This is a genomic window from uncultured Maribacter sp. (assembly GCF_963975365.1).
Taxonomy (GTDB): domain Bacteria; phylum Bacteroidota; class Bacteroidia; order Flavobacteriales; family Flavobacteriaceae; genus Maribacter.
The window spans coordinates 179,105-195,862 of sequence record NZ_CAXBGF010000002.1 but is presented as its reverse complement, the minus strand read 5'-3'; the positions used below and the strand labels follow the sequence as shown (position 1 = coordinate 195,862).

At 33.9% G+C, this 16,758-nt stretch carries 17 protein-coding genes and 1 tRNA gene; 5 read left to right on the top strand and 13 right to left on the bottom strand.

Annotated elements, in window-relative coordinates:
* Nucleotides 1–202: 202 nt before the first annotated feature.
* The 7 genes from AACZ49_RS03955 to AACZ49_RS03925 form a co-directional block, all read right to left on the bottom strand.
* Complete coding sequence (locus tag AACZ49_RS03955; RefSeq protein ID WP_339651889.1) at nucleotides 203–1,048, bottom strand: universal stress protein; 846 nt, start codon at nucleotides 1,046–1,048, stop codon at nucleotides 203–205.
* Nucleotides 1,049–1,065: 17 nt separating this feature from the next.
* The gene (locus AACZ49_RS03950; RefSeq protein WP_339651887.1) at nucleotides 1,066–1,911 is read right to left on the bottom strand and encodes a universal stress protein; all 846 of its coding nucleotides are present in this window, start codon (nucleotides 1,909–1,911) and stop codon (nucleotides 1,066–1,068) included.
* Between the two features lie 102 nt (nucleotides 1,912–2,013).
* On the bottom strand, nucleotides 2,014–2,865 hold the full coding sequence (locus AACZ49_RS03945; protein WP_339651885.1) for a universal stress protein: 852 nt from the start codon (nucleotides 2,863–2,865) through the stop codon (nucleotides 2,014–2,016).
* Between the two features lie 85 nt (nucleotides 2,866–2,950).
* Nucleotides 2,951–3,787: a universal stress protein gene (locus tag AACZ49_RS03940; RefSeq protein WP_339651882.1), complete on the bottom strand. Its 837-nt coding sequence runs from the start codon at nucleotides 3,785–3,787 to the stop codon at nucleotides 2,951–2,953.
* A gap of 232 nt (nucleotides 3,788–4,019) precedes the next feature.
* Complete coding sequence (locus AACZ49_RS03935; protein WP_339651879.1) at nucleotides 4,020–4,220, bottom strand: hypothetical protein; 201 nt, start codon at nucleotides 4,218–4,220, stop codon at nucleotides 4,020–4,022.
* 7 nt (nucleotides 4,221–4,227) lie between these two features.
* On the bottom strand, nucleotides 4,228–4,677 hold the full coding sequence (locus tag AACZ49_RS03930) for a response regulator (protein WP_339651876.1): 450 nt from the start codon (nucleotides 4,675–4,677) through the stop codon (nucleotides 4,228–4,230).
* A gap of 3 nt (nucleotides 4,678–4,680) precedes the next feature.
* Complete coding sequence (locus tag AACZ49_RS03925; RefSeq protein ID WP_339651873.1) at nucleotides 4,681–6,192, bottom strand: PAS domain-containing sensor histidine kinase; 1,512 nt, start codon at nucleotides 6,190–6,192, stop codon at nucleotides 4,681–4,683.
* Nucleotides 6,193–6,285: 93 nt separating this feature from the next.
* Between AACZ49_RS03925 and AACZ49_RS03920 the strand changes: the two genes are divergently transcribed.
* Nucleotides 6,286–6,687: a hypothetical protein gene (locus AACZ49_RS03920; RefSeq protein WP_339651870.1), complete on the top strand. Its 402-nt coding sequence runs from the start codon at nucleotides 6,286–6,288 to the stop codon at nucleotides 6,685–6,687.
* A 38-nt stretch (nucleotides 6,688–6,725) separates the two neighbouring features.
* On the opposite strand, the gene AACZ49_RS03915 is transcribed toward AACZ49_RS03920, so the two are convergent.
* Complete coding sequence (locus tag AACZ49_RS03915; protein ID WP_339651867.1) at nucleotides 6,726–7,556, bottom strand: universal stress protein; 831 nt, start codon at nucleotides 7,554–7,556, stop codon at nucleotides 6,726–6,728.
* 133 nt (nucleotides 7,557–7,689) lie between these two features.
* Nucleotides 7,690–7,763: transfer RNA gene (locus tag AACZ49_RS03910), tRNA-Arg, on the bottom strand.
* Between the two features lie 74 nt (nucleotides 7,764–7,837).
* Here AACZ49_RS03910 and AACZ49_RS03905 point away from each other — a divergent pair.
* Nucleotides 7,838–8,350, top strand: a complete 513-nt coding sequence (locus AACZ49_RS03905) for an adenine phosphoribosyltransferase (RefSeq protein WP_339651864.1) — start codon at nucleotides 7,838–7,840, stop codon at nucleotides 8,348–8,350.
* On the opposite strand, the gene AACZ49_RS03900 is transcribed toward AACZ49_RS03905, so the two are convergent.
* The 3 genes from AACZ49_RS03900 to AACZ49_RS03890 form a co-directional block, all read right to left on the bottom strand.
* Nucleotides 8,347–8,499, bottom strand: a complete 153-nt coding sequence (locus AACZ49_RS03900; protein WP_339651862.1) for an SsrA-binding protein — start codon at nucleotides 8,497–8,499, stop codon at nucleotides 8,347–8,349. The genes AACZ49_RS03905 and AACZ49_RS03900 overlap by 4 nt on opposite strands.
* Nucleotides 8,500–9,023: 524 nt before the next feature.
* Nucleotides 9,024–10,514 carry a M56 family metallopeptidase gene (locus tag AACZ49_RS03895; RefSeq protein WP_339651860.1) on the bottom strand — a complete coding sequence of 497 codons (1,491 nt, stop codon included), beginning with the start codon at nucleotides 10,512–10,514 and terminating at the stop codon, nucleotides 9,024–9,026.
* A complete protein-coding gene (locus tag AACZ49_RS03890; protein WP_339651857.1) occupies nucleotides 10,515–10,874 on the bottom strand; it encodes a BlaI/MecI/CopY family transcriptional regulator in 360 nt (119 codons plus the stop codon).
* Between the two features lie 148 nt (nucleotides 10,875–11,022).
* Between AACZ49_RS03890 and AACZ49_RS03885 the strand changes: the two genes are divergently transcribed.
* Nucleotides 11,023–11,961, top strand: a complete 939-nt coding sequence (locus AACZ49_RS03885; protein WP_339651854.1) for a calcium/sodium antiporter — start codon at nucleotides 11,023–11,025, stop codon at nucleotides 11,959–11,961.
* Between the two features lie 97 nt (nucleotides 11,962–12,058).
* Here AACZ49_RS03885 and AACZ49_RS03880 read toward each other — a convergent pair whose 3' ends face one another.
* A complete protein-coding gene (locus AACZ49_RS03880) occupies nucleotides 12,059–13,081 on the bottom strand; it encodes a glutamine synthetase beta-grasp domain-containing protein (RefSeq protein WP_339651852.1) in 1,023 nt (340 codons plus the stop codon).
* A gap of 186 nt (nucleotides 13,082–13,267) precedes the next feature.
* On the opposite strand from AACZ49_RS03880, the gene AACZ49_RS03875 reads away from it, so the two are divergent.
* Nucleotides 13,268–15,454 (top strand): glutamine synthetase III, encoded by a 2,187-nt coding sequence (locus AACZ49_RS03875; protein ID WP_339651849.1) that lies wholly within the window; start codon nucleotides 13,268–13,270, stop codon nucleotides 15,452–15,454.
* 95 nt (nucleotides 15,455–15,549) lie between these two features.
* Nucleotides 15,550–16,728 (top strand): AIR synthase related protein, encoded by a 1,179-nt coding sequence (locus AACZ49_RS03870; RefSeq protein ID WP_339651847.1) that lies wholly within the window; start codon nucleotides 15,550–15,552, stop codon nucleotides 16,726–16,728.
* Nucleotides 16,729–16,758: the final 30 nt, after the last annotated feature.

Below are 16,758 nucleotides of genomic sequence, written 5' to 3'. Positions count from 1 at the left end.
GTCGATTTCGATTGATATTGGTCAACTTATATTAATAGGATATCGCGTAAAGTGCCTTATATAAATAATTTTAATTCACCCCTATACTGATGCCTTTACTATCCCGAATAAATTAAACATGAGCTTGTGCTGCTTGTCAATTAGAATATCTAAAAAATTGTTTGGTAAAAGATTCCATTAATCATCTATTTCTTTTAAAGTGTTACTCTGAAATTTCTGGTATAACCAAAAAGGGAATTTCAGTATGGTATCCAATAAAATCCACATTCGATTTTACTATTAACCTTTCTAAAAACGAATGTTTTCTGCTCACCATTACCAAAAGTCCCGATTGGTGTTCTTCAATATATGTACGGATTGCCTCGGGCATCAATTTTCCTCTTTCTTCTACGAAGTCGGTATTAATATTTTTTAAATAATCCATTAGCGCCTTTTTATTCACCTTCTGTTCATCGACTAAATTATACTCTTGCTTTACATGTAATACGGTTAATTTTGAGTTGTGGGTATTTGAGAGCATAATTAAGAGATTTAATACTTTTTCATTATATAATTGTCCATAATCGGTAGGGAAAATAATAGATTTTATTTCTTTAAACCCATAACCAACAGGAACAACCAAAATAGGAATCTTTGACTTTCTAATGACATGAACGGTATGTGTTCCAAGAAAAATTTCCTTGGCACCAGTTGCTCCCTGTGTTCCCATTACGACCAAATCAAAGTTTTTGGTTTCTGAAAGTTCCAAGATCTCATTGGTTAATGTGTTAAATGCAGAAAGGGTTTTGAATGTATGATTAGGGTTATTGAATTTTAGTTTTATATCCACTAAAGTTTTATCTAAACCTGCCTGTGCAATATCTACGCCCAAATCTGGTATTGCGCTAAAAGTGGGCCCGCCCATCATATAATCGAAGCGATAGAAGGTTGGGGTGTACGTGTGTAGTATTTGAAATTCGCATTTCTCAGTTTTAAAAAATTCAAGGGCATAACAAATGGCGTTCCAAGCGTTATTTGAGAAATCTGTAGGCAAAAGTATCTTTTTCATAGTACAGGAGTTAAATATTATCTGGGCAAGTTCTGCATGACCATAAATGGAATTTTAGGGTGTAACCCAATATCGTCTACCGTGGATCGGTATAGCATATCTTCAAGAAAGGAGTGCCTGGCTTTGACCATTACCAAAAGATTGATGTTCTTTTCAAAAATATATTCCATAATGGCCTCGCCTTTATTTTTAACAGGCGTACGTTCATAGAACAGGTAGGCATCGGGTAAAGATTCTTGTAAGAACCGTTTGTTGTCAATTTGTCTTAGGCTTAAATCTTCAAAATTAGAAATATAAAGACAATGAACTTCCGATTTAAACTCAGCGGCCAAAGTATTCAAAAGCTTTAGTTCTCTACGTTTATACGGCAACATGTAGTCAGTAGGAAATAGGATTTTTTTAGGTTGTTGATATTCGTAGTTTTCAGGAACAGCCAAAACGGGGCAAGAGACATATTTGAATACTTGAACCGTATGGCTGCCAAACGTAATTTTTTTGTCAGCAGTCTTGCCTTGGGTACCCATAATTAGAAGATCCACATTTATTTGGTTGGCAAAATCATTGACCGCATCGACCAAAGATTCAAAGGATGATACGGCTTCAAAACTGTGTTTTGGATTGTGATATTTTTCAGTAAGTTCGGCTATTGTATTTTTAAGTGCCTGATCTACATTTATTCTAGTGATTTCTTTTTGCTTTTCTATCGACTTCCCCCCATTCTCTTTAAAGGGCCCGTATACCTCATCGGCATAGGCATGTAAAAAATAGAAATCAGTGCGTTCGCATTTGTACAGTTGTAAAGCATATTTTATTGCATGCATGGCATTATGCGAAAAATCGGTAGGAATCAAAATGGTGGTCATAGCATTTTTTTTAATGATTACTTAAAAATATCTCTATCATAGCCTAATACCTATGATATATGTCATTACGGATATAGGTAGTAGAATAGGAATAGGTATTTTTTATCCCTGAAGCGACAAAAGTGGAATGCTCGTATTAAAACTTACCTCTTCTACCGTAGTGTCTAAGAATAACCTTTGAATTAGGCCATAATCCTTTGAAATCATTATAATTAGATTGGCACTCATGCTTTCTGCGAAAATTTGAATACCATCTTCTATTTTTTTAGATACAACCCTGTGAAAACTAATCGGATTTGGTAATTTTTCTGAAAGCAGCTTTACCAATTGTTTTTGTTGTATTTCTATTTCATCAAAAAGCGGAATTTGTGACTTTGTAACATAAAGTAATTTAATTTGTGCTTTCTCTGAGGTAATGTTATTTGCTATTTTCTTTAAAATAGAATCGTCAAAATCAGCTTCAAAATCAATAGGAATTACTACTTGTTTGAAATTCTTGAATTTTACTTTGTCAGGAACCACCAATACATCACATTCTACTTTTGTAATTACATCTCCCGAACGGGTGCCGATAAAGAATTCTTTAAGTTCCGATGCACCTCGAGTACCCATAACGATAAGATCAATTTTTTTTTCTTCAATATGCCTGCGGATAGTTGTTAGAAAGTAACCCTGTTCACGCATTGTCGTAAAATGATGATGTTCTTTTTTTGACGATAGCGACGTAATAAATTTCTCCAAGTCCATTACCTTTTGATTGATTGCCTTGGGTTCAATTTCTACCAGAACATTCGTGCCAAACTCATAAACGGGCTTTTCCTTAACGTTTGAACCTTCTATATTGACATATAGAATAAAAAAATGACAAGGAGTTTCTTTAAATAAGTCCACTGCATAACGAATGGAATTCTTTGAGTTCTTGGAAAAATCAGTAGGAATTAAAATCTTTTTCAACGGTCTTTCTTTTTTACATTTCAAGAAAAATAGTGTCGATAATGACTAAAAACTATGATTTTGGTCAGTTCAAGAATTTAGTATCTTACTCATGAAGTACAAATATTGGTATTGTTGTATGAAAACTTAGCTTTTCAATAGTCGTATCGAATAATAGTTGCTGAAAAAAGTTAAGGTTTTTGGCTACCATCGTTAGCATTTCTATTTGGTTATCGTCAACAAATTTTAGAATTGCTTCCTTGATGTTTTCATTGGTTACACTATGAAACTTAAGTGTACCCACAAATATTTCTTCTATATAATCTTTTAAATATTCTTTATTTTTTTCTTGAGTGCCTGTAAGAAATCCATTGGAGTGCGATACATTTAGTATATTAAAATTGGCCTTCGAGATTCGTAGCTGATCTGAAAGGGTATTTAATATGGGGTGGGTATAAAAGATATTATAATCGGTTGCGAATGCGATATTCTTTGGTTTTGTAATCGATGCATTTTCGGGTATTACCAATACATTACAGATAACTTTGGTAATAACATCACCTGTGTTACTACCAACAATAGCCGTTCTTAAGCCCGATGTCCCTTTTGTGCCCATAACGATAAGGTCAATTTTTTTTTCATATACCGTTTTTCGTATAATATCTATAAAATTACCATATTCGTGAAGTAAAACAAGATGATGTTTTTGGTGGGTGAGCAAACGCTCAACGCGTAAAGAAAATGTGTCAATTTTTTTCTTAATTGTAGAGAACATCTTATTGGTAGGAAAAGTAAAAGAATTACCATTCACACCAGAGTCTTTTAACTCACCAATGTGTAAAATATAGAAAGTGCAGTTCTCACTTTTAAAGAACCGTATCGCATATTCTAAAGCATTCCAAGAATTGGCCGAAAAATCCGTGGGTAATAAAATGTATTTCATTCACAGGCGTTGCGCCACAAATTTAAGCAAGCGAAAGAAATGAATATATGATATTAATCAGTTAAAATAATTTTCTGATTTACTATATCTAATTTATAGTTCAAGGATTTCAGTGCTAATGCCGGTAACACGTGCCAAATGTTTACATGATATTTTAATGGATTCTACTGGTTTCGTGTTTATGTTATCTGCGAATAGCAAACATGACTGTGCCGCTTTATTTTGCATCGAACTATTGGCCATTTATGGTAATAGTATCTTTAAAACTATATTGTTCTCTGTCAAAAATTTCATCAATTCTAAAGAAATAGTATTGTTTCTTCCTAAAATTTTCTTGAGACTTTTTATTAGAAATTGCTGCTAGTTCTGTTGGTACAATAACCGTAAGCGATTCTCTATATGGAAAATTGTTCAGAAAAGAAGTTAAACGCAAAAAAGTTCTAAAGTTCGTTCAAAGATTGTAATTCATCTTCTGAAACGCCATGGTCGTTTAATGTTTTGTCATGCTTACCGGTCATAAGTTTAGCTTTAGCCAGCTGGCTCTCTATGGTGCTAATGATGTCTTCTTCTTCAAACGGTTTGGTTAGATAATCGTCTGCGCCAAGTTTTATTCCTTTTTCAATTTCTTTTTGTTCTGTTTTAGCTGATAAGAAGATAAAAGGAATCTGTTTGGTTTTTTCATCCTTAGATATATTTTCTAAAACGCCATAGCCATCAATGATCGGCATCATAATATCACATATGATTAAATCGGGTATTTTTTCCTTGGCTAATTCTATTCCTAATTTACCGTTGGGAGCAGTCAGTACCATATACCCGGATAGCTCTAAAAGCTCTTCGGTGTTTTCGCGTAAAGCTCTGTCATCCTCAATAAGTAGAATAGTCTTCATTTTTTAGGTTTTATGTTCTTGGGGTATACTTACCGTAAAGATGGACCCTTTATTTAACTGACTTGAAAATTCTAAGCCAGCACCTAAGTTTTCTAGGTGTTGTTTTGCAATATTCAGGCCTATTCCGGTACCCTGTGTCAAAAGGGCATTTTCTGCTCTAAAATAACGGTTAAAAATATGTTTTTGTTCTTCTTCGGAAATTCCAATTCCCTCATCGATAATTTTTAATAACAATTTATTTTCTTCGATGGTTACCTGTACATCTATAACAGAATCTTCGGGGGAATATTTTATGGCATTATGTACTAGATTCGATAGTGCCAGCACCAATGTTTTTTCGTCGAATTGAATGATAATATCATCAATGTTTTCGGGATATCGAATTTTTTGTCCCGCTTTAAGTAACATGTTGGCGTCATAAATTACTTCGTTAACTATTTTACTAAGCAGAAAGGTTTCTATCTTATAATTAATCTTACCGGAATCCAATCGTTCTACGGAAAGAAAATCGTTAAGAATGCTATCAAGGTATTTTACCTTTTTTTTAATCGTGAACACATGCTTATCACGCTTTTCTTGCTGTTCTGTCTGGGTGTATTTTCCCAACAGCGTAATTGAGGTCAATATACTGCTCAAAGGCGTTTTGAACTCGTGCGACACCAAGGATAAAAAACGTGTTTTTAATTCATTAAGCTCCTTTTCTACAGTTAGCGCCTCCGTCAATTGTTTGGTGCGTTCATCTACAGTTTTTTCGAGTTTTTTGGTGTAGTTTTTTCGCTCCGTAATATCAAGTATCATGGCTACAAAAACCTTGTTTTCCCCTATAGTTGATAGTTGTAGATGTACTTCTACGGGATAGGATGAACCATTTTTTCTTCCGTGAATGGTCTCAAACTTTAGTTTTTCCAAATCACCTTTCAATAAAGGCTGTATCAATTCTCTAAATTCACGTCGGCTTAATTTTGGTTTGATGTTCACGGGGGTCATACTGACCAGCTCCCCCATGGTATAGCCTAAGTTTCGCTGTGCTTCTTTATTAACATTGACGAATTTGAAAGTAACAGCATCAAAAACATAGATTTCGTTCAGCGATTCGTTAAAAATACGCGCCCAGTGACTAAGTTCTATTTCTTTTTGTTTACGTTCTGTAATATCGATAATTAAAGCCATTACATAAGTGGTACCATCAAGTTCAAATGGATTTAGACCAGCCTCAACCGGAAATTCGTTACCGTTTTTGCTAATGCCAAATAAATCGAGGTCATGTCCCATTTGACGTTTTCCACTTTTTGCTATAAAGTGTTCAACATGGGCATCATGGTTATGATGGTATCTTTTAGGGATAAGGATATCGAGGTGTTTCCCGATCAGTTCATCTTTTTCATAACCGAACATTTCCATTGCTGAAGAATTGGTTGCAACGATAACCTTTTCGGTATTTACAACAATTATACCTTCCGAAATACCTTCTGAAAGAAGATTGAAAATATTACTGTTTTTTTTGAAAACTCGCATATATCAAATATAAAAGATTACAACTGATTCTTATCATGGAATTTCTAGCATTTGTATCATATTTTTAAAATGTACAACTTAAATCAATTTAAAATGAAAATTACAGATAAGACGATGAACGAACTATATAAGAGCTTAGGTAAATTGTTTTATGCAGTTGCTATTTGTGATGGTAGTGTACATTTAAAAGAATGGGATAAAGTTGAGGAAATTGTAAAAGAGAATTGGCTTTACGTAGATGACTTTACCGATAGATATGGAACTGATGCCGCAAACCAAATTGAAATTGTTTTCGACTGGCTTCTAGAATATGAAAAGACAAGTGAGGAGTGTTTTAAAGAGTTCAAAGAATTCTATGAAGAACATCCTCAGGTTTTTTCTCAAGAAATAAAATCGTTGATTAAAAAGACCACTAATGCCATTGCCAATTCGTTTTCAAGAAAAAATAAGTCAGAACTTATGCTTTTGGCAAAGATTGACCTACTATTGAAATAGACTAATTAATTTAGAAATTTGAAACTTTACGATGCTACTTATATTTTAAATGTCAATACAGGTAGATTTGCATGGTTGGCCACATCTTCCCCAATACTCCTGCTACCTAATAGAAAATGTAATATGGGCTTTCTGCCTCGTGTGGGTATAGCCAGTATATCATAACTTCCCTTTTTAGAATAGTTCATAAGACCATGCTCTACACTATAATCATTGTAAATTGTTACCTCTTGTTCATTTGTACCTGCTTTATAGAAGAATTTTGATATACGCTCTTCTATTTCGGTGTTACTATTAAAATCGTAATGTGGCGTATTAATATAAACAAGGTTCAACTTCGCAGAAAAATTAGTAGCAAATTCCTTAACATTTTTGAAGGCTAATACCGAATCTTCGGTAAAATCGCAGGCGAATACTATATTTTCAATCTTAAAATCTGGATTTGGCATTTTAACCACCAAAACTGGAACATCTGATGACCGTACTACTTTTTCGGTATTGGATCCTACGAAGAAATCACCTATGCCGCTGGTTCCATGCGAACCCATTACAATAAAATCTATATGCTGTTCTTGAGCTACTTTGTTCAATTCCTTAAAATCTTTATAATTTTGAATTATTTCTCTTACTTTAATATCCTCTAGATAAGGTTTCTTCAAAAAAGGTTTGAAACGTTTTCTAGCAAGGTTCATATAATATTTCGCTTCTTCATATTCCTGTGCTTCATTTTTAGTAAGTACCGCTTCTGAAATTCCCAACATATGAAGTACTACAATTTCCGCTTGTAGTTGTTTTGCGATTAATGCTGCAATATGCAATGCATGTGCAGATGGCTTGGAAAAATCTACAGGAACTAATATTCTCTTCATGCTATATTGCTTTTTTTCTAGGATCAAACTTTTCGGGTCAATGAAATTTTTAACGCAATCTCTTCATTTTCAATGAATAAGAAGGAAATAAAAAAGGGGACTTTCCATCAAATTTGTGGAAAATCCCCTTTAGTGACCTCGACTGGATTCAAACCAGTAACCTCTTGAGCCGTAATCAAGTGCGCTATTCAGTTGCGCCACGAGGCCGTTAATATTTCCCTTAACGGGCTGCAAATATATTTCTTTTTACATTTACCACAAAATTAAGAGCACTATATTAAATGGATTTAAGAAGCTTAATTCGAGATGTACCTAATTTTCCTAAGGAAGGAGTGATTTTTAAGGACATAACTTTGTTATTACAAAACCCTGATGCACTAAAAGAAACTACTAATACATTGTTCAATTTATTGAACGGTCAAAAAATAGATAAGGTTGTTGGTATGGAGAGTAGGGGGTTCATATTTGGGCCTATGCTCGCAAATAAGCTTAATGCTGGTTTTGTGCCTATACGAAAACCAGGAAAATTACCATCTACTACACTCAGCGAGACCTATAATCTTGAATATGGTACAGATACGCTCGAAATTCATACAGATGCCATAAAAAAAGGAGATAAGGTATTGGTACATGATGATGTACTTGCGACTGGTGGTACAGCAAATGCAGCATGTAAGTTGATAGAACGCTTAGGAGGTGAAATAGTTCAATGTAATTTTTTAATTGAACTTACATTTCTAAATGGGTCTTCAAAAATTAATGGATACTCGATACAATCTCTGATAAAATATTAATCAAGTGCCTTAGTAGTAATGAAATAACGCCAACCTATTAGCGCCATTTGAAATTTATTGGCTTTAGATAGATCTAATCGTTGCTTACTATACGAAGGTAAAAGTGCTTTGTTAAGCTTAGCAAGTAGCTTGTAAATTACTTTGTTCAAGGTTTTTATTTATTGCAAAAGTACATAAATAAGAGAGCGATTAATTAAATCACAATATTTCCTTTGTTTAAGAATAAGAGAACCTAATGTAAAACAAGCGTAATAATGATACTTAAAATTAATACGACCAATAGTTTTATTAGAGCTATCATGATGAATGGTTTTAGTTATTAAAGGTTATCTAAGTGTTTGTACGTGAAAGATATAAGGGCTTAATTCGAAGTGCAAATAAAACTTGTTAAATTAGTGTAATCAATTGCGAAACTATAAGTAAATAGACTTTATTAGTTATAACATTAAAGCATTGCTCTACAAATTTTTGTTAAAATGATAGTAAATATGAGTTTTTAATTTAATTGTGAAACAATTATAGAGGTGTATTTGAACACTTTTTAATTACTAAGGCACATTTCATCATCAGAAATGATTAAAAAGGCTATTTCATCATTAAAATCAAAAAAATCCGATGTTGTAGTAACACCGGATTTACATTAAAGTCAATCCTTAATAAAATTTTTAGATGATTATTCTTTTGTAATTATTTCTATTACCCCATGCTTTGCTTCTTCTCCATATTTTTTAATAGCCTTGTCACCTTTAATGACATTCATAGATTTAATAGTACTTTCAGCTAAATCTTTTAGCGCTTTGGCGTCACTTTTTTTTCCATCAATATAAAATAATGGTTCTTCGTCGCCATCTGTAGTAATAAACATAAATCCGTTTCCTTCTTTTTCTACTATTTTAAAGTCGTAGTCTTTGGTAGAAGTATTAGTAGTACTAATGGATATTTTTTTATTGTTGCCAGGTGCAGACTTTTTTATGTGAGTTACTCTATTAGTTACTTCTGCCCTTCTAAATGAAATACTATTATTTTCCGTATCTATTAATATATAGGTTGGGTCCATGGTGTCATTGTCCGAAACAGAATTGTATTGGCTACTAAACTCTCCATTTTTCTTGTTACCACCAGAAATTTCAATAGATATGTTTTTTATTTCACCATCTTTATTTCTAACCGTAGTATATGAGAAATCAAATTCATCCTTGGCTAAATCTGTTTTAATTTTTAACAATTCTGAATCTGAAGTATTTTTATCTATAAGGAGTTCTATGGTGTTTTGTATAGAATCGGATTGCGAAATATTCTTATAGGAATAAACTTCCCTTACATTGAAGCCTACTAAAAAGACGGCTAGAAATGGCAGAATTAATAAACTCTTTAATGCTTTTAATTTGTGTGATTTTTGTTGATTGATCATGATGATTCGTTTTTTGATTAATGAATTAAAAAATGGATTGACGATTGATAAATGATGATTTCCAACTGCCCTTTGCAGTAAGATGTATTGATATGCTTTTTTGTTGGTTTTGATTTGATGATTTTCCGTATCGGCAAGAAATTCTAAATTTTGTTTAACCGCTATTCGATATAGCCATACAATAGGATTAATCCATTGTATAATTAAAAAAACTTCCATTAATATAATATCTAAAGAATGAAATTGAGTAACGTGAACTTCTTCGTGTGCTACTATGGCTTCTAATTCTTTTTCTGAATGTAGTGTGGGATTGTAAACGATTCTATTGAAAAAGGAGAAAGGTTGTAGAGTGGTTTTAGTTTTAATGTGAACTGTTGCCAGTAATTTTACACGCTCACCCTTTTGAAGTACTCTGTTTAAATCTAAGCCTTGTCTAAATAATTTGATGAATAAAATGAAAACCCCGATTAGATATAGTGATATTAGTAAGGAATAGGGATTTAAAACATTAATTGTTGAGGATTCGGACAAAGTGGATATAGCTGCGTCGGTATCTGTAAAATCAAGTAAAGACGCGTTTATTGTATTCGTTATATATAATAATGGAAATAGTACCGAAAAAATAAGTCCACTAAGAAGAAAGAATCTATTAAACTGAAACAAGGTTTCTTTCCTTAAAAATAGTTGGTAACAACTAAAAAATAGAAGTAGTACAGAACTTACTTTTAATATATAGTAGCATAGTGCTTCCATTTATTTACTGTTTTCAATTAGTGATATGATTTCCTTTAGTTCTTCGACGGAGATTTTTTCCTCCTTAGCAAAAAAGGATACTATATTTTTATAAGAATTGTCAAAATACCCAACCATGTCTTCATTTACATAAGCCTTATAATAACTCTCTTTGCTTACAATTGGGTGATATTGATGTGTTTTTCCATAGGCTGTAAAACCTACAAAGTTCTTTTCCTCTAAATTTCGTACAATAGTAGAAAGAGTATTGTAATGGGGCTTCTCTATGTTTATTTCTTCCATGATTTCTTTGACAAACGCTTTTTTTAAGCGCCAAAGGATTTTCATGATTTCTTCTTCCTTATTGGTTAATTTTTCCATTAAAATATGATTATTCGGCTAATGTAAACTAAAATTATAGTTATGAAACTATAAAAATAGTTATTTAACTATAATTTTAGTTTTTAGATACTCTCAATACTTGCCGATCAACAGATTTCTTCTATTTATATTTGTAAAAACTCTTTTCATGCAGAACTTTCTATTTATTCTTACCGGACTGTTTTTATTGATAGCCGGTGGTAATTGGCTTTTAAAAGCTGCTGTCGATTTATCGCTAAAATTAAAGATTCCGAAAATTGTTATAGGTATGACGGTCGTTTCTTTTGCTACCTCGGCACCAGAATTAATTGTTAGTATAAATGCTGCATTAGACGGTTTCCCGGATTTGGCTTTAGGTAATGTTGTAGGATCTAATATTGCCAATTTAGGATTGGTACTAGCGATAACAATTTTGTTAAGCCCTATTGATGTAAGTAAAAGTTTTTATAAAACGGATTGGCCAGTGATGATGTTGGCCTCATTACTCTTTTTCTTCTTTATTTATTTTGATGGAGTTTTAGAGAAATACGAAGGTATTACCATGGTGATTTTTCTTTTCTTATTCTTGGTGTATTTATTGCGTTTTCAAAAACCGGCAGTAATTGATGAAGAAGATGAACCTGATCAAATGTTACCGTTATACAAAACCGCACTGTTTTTAGGTTTAGGGGGGGGTGCTCTTTGGGGTGGTTCAGAGTTATTGATTAATGGTGCTGTTGGTATGGCTACTGCTTTTGGTGTTAGTGAACGCGTAATTGCGATTACAATTGTTTCCGTAGGTACTAGTATTCCAGAATTAGCGGCTTCAATAATAGCAGTGATAAAAAAGGAAAAGGCTATTTCTTTAGGTAATTTAATTGGATCCAATATATTTAATCTGCTAGCCGTTTTAGGTATAACTTCAATTATTACCCCGATACGGGTAATGGATCAAGGCCTACTGACAAACGATATTTTTTGGATGTTGGGAATATCCTTTCTCATTCTGCCTTTGGTATTTATACCTAAAGGCTTACGCTTGGGTTGGAGAGATGGTATAATTTTGTTAGGGTTGTATTTGGCATTTGTTTATATAACTATTGGATAAAGTATCTAAATCATTATTTAAATATAACCTATAAGCAATAAAAAACGCCCTGGAGAAATCCAAGGCGTTTTTAGTATAATCAACAATTAATTTGGTGTTAAATCTTTGCAGTTTTTACAGTTTTAATGATTCTAGCAGCAATCTTGTATGGATCACCATTAGAAGCTGGTCGTCTATCTTCTAACCATCCTTTGTATCCTTTTTGAACTGCAATTAATGGAATACGAATAGAAGCTCCTCTATCGGAAACACCCCAAGAGAAATCATTAATAGAAGCAGTTTCATGTAAACCTGTTAAACGCTGATCATTAAACTCTCCATAAACAGCAATATGTTCTTTTACGAAAGGTCTAAAAGATTCGCAGATTGCGGCATAAACTTCTTTACTTCCACTAGTTCTTAAAGCAGTGTTAGAGAAATTTGCATGCATACCTGAACCATTCCAGTCCATATCTTTTCCTAATGGTTTTGGGTGGTACTCAATATAGTAACCATATTTTTCAGTTAATCGGTCAAGAAGGTATCTTGCAACCCAGATTTCATCTCCAGCTTTTTTAGCACCTTTAGCGAATAATTGAAACTCCCACTGTCCAGAAGCAACTTCTTGGTTAATTCCTTCAAAGTTTAAACCAGCATCAATACATAGATCAGCATGCTCTTCAACCAAATCTCTACCATGTGTATTTTTACCACCAACTGAACAGTAATACATGCCCTGTGGAGCAGGGTAACCGCCGATTGGGAAACCTAATGGTAATTGGGTTTTGGTATCCATGATGAAATATTCTTGCTCAAATCCAAACCAGAAATCTTCATCTTCATCGTCAATAGTAGATCTACCGTTAGAAACGTGAGGAGTTCCATCAGGATTCATTACTTCAGTCATCACTAGGTAACCGTTGATTCTGTCCGGATCTGGATATATTGCTACCGGTACTAATAAACAATCAGAAGATCCACCTTCAGCTTGTCTAGTAGACGACCCGTCGAAAGACCAATTGCCTAATTCTTCAAGAGTTCCTTTGAAATCTTCATGCTCTTCAACCTTCGTTTTGCTTCGCATGTTTTGAGTTGGAAAGTATCCATCTAACCAGATGTATTCTAATTTAATTTTGGCCATAATATGTTCGTTATTATTTAATAAAAGACAAACAAAAATATGTTTTTTATCAATCTGTATGAATTTTTAAGGAGGTAAATCTTTAAAAATTAAATTAATTGTTTTCTACCCCTATTTTTTATCGGGTATTTTATCATATTTCTATTTATAGGACGTAATTTTGACAAATTAATAATATTTTTATTTATGATATCATCAAGATTTGCTGCAATAGCCGAAAGTCAGACAAGAAATAGTATAGCGATAGAAGAGAAAGGAAGACGATCTGAGTTATTCGGGATGAATGTCTTCAATGAACATAAGATGCTACAGTATCTTACTAAAGACGCATTAGAAAGCCTAAAGAGTGCCATGGTGTCCGGTTCTAAAATAGACCGTAAAATAGCGGATCAGGTGGCCGAGGCAATTAAAGGATGGGCAATTACCATGGGTGCCACCCATTATACACACTGGTTTCAACCTTTAACGGGTTCTACAGCTGAAAAACATGATGCCTTTTTTGACTTGTTGCCCGATGGTACCGCATTGGAAAAATTCGGTGGCGGACAATTAGTGCAACAAGAACCTGATGCCTCAAGTTTTCCAAGTGGTGGTATTCGAAATACTTTTGAAGCAAGAGGGTATACTGCTTGGGATCCTTCTTCACCTGCGTTTATATATGGTACAACATTATGTATTCCAACCATTTTCGTTGCGTATACTGGGGAGGCTTTAGATAATAAAGCTCCTTTGCTACGAGCACTTAGTGCTGTTGATGACGCAGCAACGGCAGTTGCAAAATACTTCGATAAAAATGTTTCTAAGGTATATGCAACCCTTGGATGGGAGCAAGAATATTTTTTAATAGATAAGGCTCTTGCTCATTCTAGACCAGATATTATGATGACGGGTAGAACATTGGTAGGTGAGACGGCAGCAAAGGGTCAGCAATTGGATGATCATTATTTTGGTGTGATACCAAGTCGTGTGCTAAGTTTTATGAGCGATTTGGAAAAAGAATGTACTAAATTGGGTATTCCTGTAAAGACAAGGCATAATGAAGTTGCGCCGAATCAATTTGAATTGGCTCCTGTTTTTGAAGAAGCAAACCTTGCAATTGACCATAATCTATTATTGATGGATGTAATGGATAAAATTGCGGATAAACATCAGTTTACAGTATTGTTTCATGAAAAACCATTTGCAGGAATTAATGGTTCAGGTAAACATAACAATTGGTCTTTGGCAACCGATACTGGTGTTAATTTACTAAGCCCAGGTTCTACACCCATGAAAAATTTACAGTTTTTAACCTTTTTCATCAATACCATTAAAGCGGTTGATACGTATGAAGAGCTTTTGCGTTCTTCCATTGCATCGCCAGGCAATGACTATCGTTTAGGTGCGAATGAAGCTCCACCGGCAATTTTTTCCATATTTGTTGGGAAACAATTAAGCAATGTTTTAGATGAGCTTGAAGGTGTATCGCATGGTAAATTGTCACCAGAAGAAAAGACCGAACTAAAATTAAATGTAGTGGGTAAAATTCCTGAGATATTAATGGATAATACTGATAGAAATAGAACATCACCCTTTGCCTTTACAGGAAATAAATTCGAGATGCGTGGGGTCGGGGCGAAGACCAATTGTGCCAAGCCAATGACTATCTTAAATACGATAGTAGCTAAGCAACTAAAGGATTTTAAAAAAGAAGTTGATGTTTTGATCGATAAGAAAGCCTTAAAAAAGGACGAGGCGGTTTTCAATATACTACGAGAATATATAAAAACTTCAAAACGAATTCGGTTCGATGGTGATGGTTACAGTAAAGACTGGGAGGCCGAGGCTCAACGAAGAAAGTTAAGCAATAATAGAAATACCCCTGAAGCACTTAATGTGTTGACTTCAAAAGAAAGTTTAGTTCTTTTTCAAACAATGAAGGTCATGAGTGAAATTGAGGTTCGCGCAAGGCAAGAAGTGGATTTAGAAAACTACATTATGCATATACAGATAGAAGGTAGGGTCTATAATGAATTAGTCTATGGGTATATAATACCTGCTGCTGTGGCGTATCAAAATATATTAATCAAAAATGTTTCTGGCCTAAAGGAAATTTATGGTGCCGCCCACAAGAAATTCTCAGAAGGGCAATTGTCGATGATCGAAGAAATTGCCGAAAATATGGTTAGTATTAAGAAAATGGTTGATTCGATGACAGATGCACGCAAAAAAGCGAATGCACTAAAAGACACAAAGAAGAAGGCCGAAGCATACTGCAATAATGTGAAACCGTATTTCGACGATATTAGACTTCATAGTGATAAATTGGAGAAATTAATGGATAACCAGATATGGCCACTGACGAAATACCGAGAGTTATTGACCCTTAAATAGGTGCTATTTTTCAATTTTTAAAAATTGAAGGAATATTAATCAGATGAGAGGTTGAATTTTTAATGATTCTCTTATTTTTGCCACAAATTAAAGTTATGTCCACATTTAGCAGTGAAAGATACAATCAGAGAGGAGTTTCCGCCTCTAAGGAAGATGTACACAATGCGATCAAAAACATTGATAAAGGTCTTTTTCCTAAGGCATTTTGTAAAATAGTTCCAGATTATCTTACGGGAGATGAAGATTATTGTTTGGTGATGCATGCAGATGGTGCGGGAACTAAATCTTCTTTAGCTTATATGTATTGGAAAGAAACCGGAGATATTTCTGTTTGGAAAGGTATTGCTCAAGATGCGCTCATCATGAATATTGATGATCTTATTTGTGTTGGTGCGACAGATAATATTATGCTTTCTTCTACCATAGGGAGAAATAAGAATAAAATTCCAGGAGAAGTATTATCGGCAATTATCAACGGTACAGAGGAATTAATAAGTGATTTAGGTGATTTCGGTATTACCATTCATTCTACCGGAGGAGAAACGGCTGATGTGGGTGATTTGGTGAGAACCATAATTGTTGACTCCACTGTAACGGCAAGATTAAAAAGGTCTGATGTTATTGATAATTCAAATATTAAGGCAGGAGATGTTATCGTCGGACTAGCTTCTTTCGGTCAGGCGAATTACGAGAAAGAGTATAATGGAGGAATGGGGAGTAACGGACTTACATCTGCTCGACATGATGTGTTTTCGAATTATTTAGCCGAAAAATTTCCTGAGAGTTTTGATGCAGAAGTTCCAAAAGATCTAGTGTATTCAGGTACTGTAAAGTTGACCGATATGGTTGAAGATTCTCCTATAAATGCAGGTAAGTTGGTGCTTTCGCCAACAAGAACATACGCACCAATCGTAAAAAAGATTTTATCAAAGTATAGTTCAGATAAAATTCATGGCATGATTCATTGTAGCGGTGGGGCACAAACCAAAATTTTACATTTCATTGATGAATTACATGTTGTAAAGGATAATTTATTTGACGTGCCTCCACTTTTTAAATTAATACAAGAGCAATCGGGTACAGATTGGCAAGAGATGTATAAGGTTTTTAATTGTGGTCATCGATTGGAGTTTTACCTATCTGAAGAAATTGCAGAAGATATCATCGCAATAGCCAAAAGTTTCGGTGTAGATGCCCAAATTGTTGGTAGGGTACAAGCGTCAGATTCAAAAAAACTGACAATTTCAAGTACCTATGGTACCTTTGTGTATTAGTACATACGAATAGTGTAAATATATCGTTCT

Excerpts from the sequence above, each read along its gene's own strand:
- AACZ49_RS03955 (WP_339651889.1), bottom strand. The coding sequence starts at position 1,048 with ATGAAAAAGATACTTTTGCCTACAGATTTCTCAAATAACGCTTGGAAC.
- AACZ49_RS03950 (WP_339651887.1), bottom strand. The coding sequence starts at position 1,911 with ATGACCACCATTTTGATTCCTACCGATTTTTCGCATAATGCCATGCAT.
- AACZ49_RS03940 (WP_339651882.1), bottom strand. The coding sequence starts at position 3,787 with ATGAAATACATTTTATTACCCACGGATTTTTCGGCCAATTCTTGGAAT.
- AACZ49_RS03930 (WP_339651876.1), bottom strand. The coding sequence starts at position 4,677 with ATGAAGACTATTCTACTTATTGAGGATGACAGAGCTTTACGCGAAAAC.
- AACZ49_RS03925 (WP_339651873.1), bottom strand. The coding sequence starts at position 6,192 with ATGCGAGTTTTCAAAAAAAACAGTAATATTTTCAATCTTCTTTCAGAA.
- AACZ49_RS03920 (WP_339651870.1), top strand. The coding sequence starts at position 6,286 with ATGAAAATTACAGATAAGACGATGAACGAACTATATAAGAGCTTAGGT.
- AACZ49_RS03915 (WP_339651867.1), bottom strand. The coding sequence starts at position 7,556 with ATGAAGAGAATATTAGTTCCTGTAGATTTTTCCAAGCCATCTGCACAT.
- AACZ49_RS03905 (WP_339651864.1), top strand. The coding sequence starts at position 7,838 with ATGGATTTAAGAAGCTTAATTCGAGATGTACCTAATTTTCCTAAGGAA.
- AACZ49_RS03895 (WP_339651860.1), bottom strand. The coding sequence starts at position 10,514 with ATGGAAGCACTATGCTACTATATATTAAAAGTAAGTTCTGTACTACTT.
- AACZ49_RS03890 (WP_339651857.1), bottom strand. The coding sequence starts at position 10,874 with ATGGAAAAATTAACCAATAAGGAAGAAGAAATCATGAAAATCCTTTGG.
- AACZ49_RS03885 (WP_339651854.1), top strand. The coding sequence starts at position 11,023 with ATGCAGAACTTTCTATTTATTCTTACCGGACTGTTTTTATTGATAGCC.
- AACZ49_RS03880 (WP_339651852.1), bottom strand. The coding sequence starts at position 13,081 with ATGGCCAAAATTAAATTAGAATACATCTGGTTAGATGGATACTTTCCA.
- AACZ49_RS03875 (WP_339651849.1), top strand. The coding sequence starts at position 13,268 with ATGATATCATCAAGATTTGCTGCAATAGCCGAAAGTCAGACAAGAAAT.
- AACZ49_RS03870 (WP_339651847.1), top strand. The coding sequence starts at position 15,550 with ATGTCCACATTTAGCAGTGAAAGATACAATCAGAGAGGAGTTTCCGCC.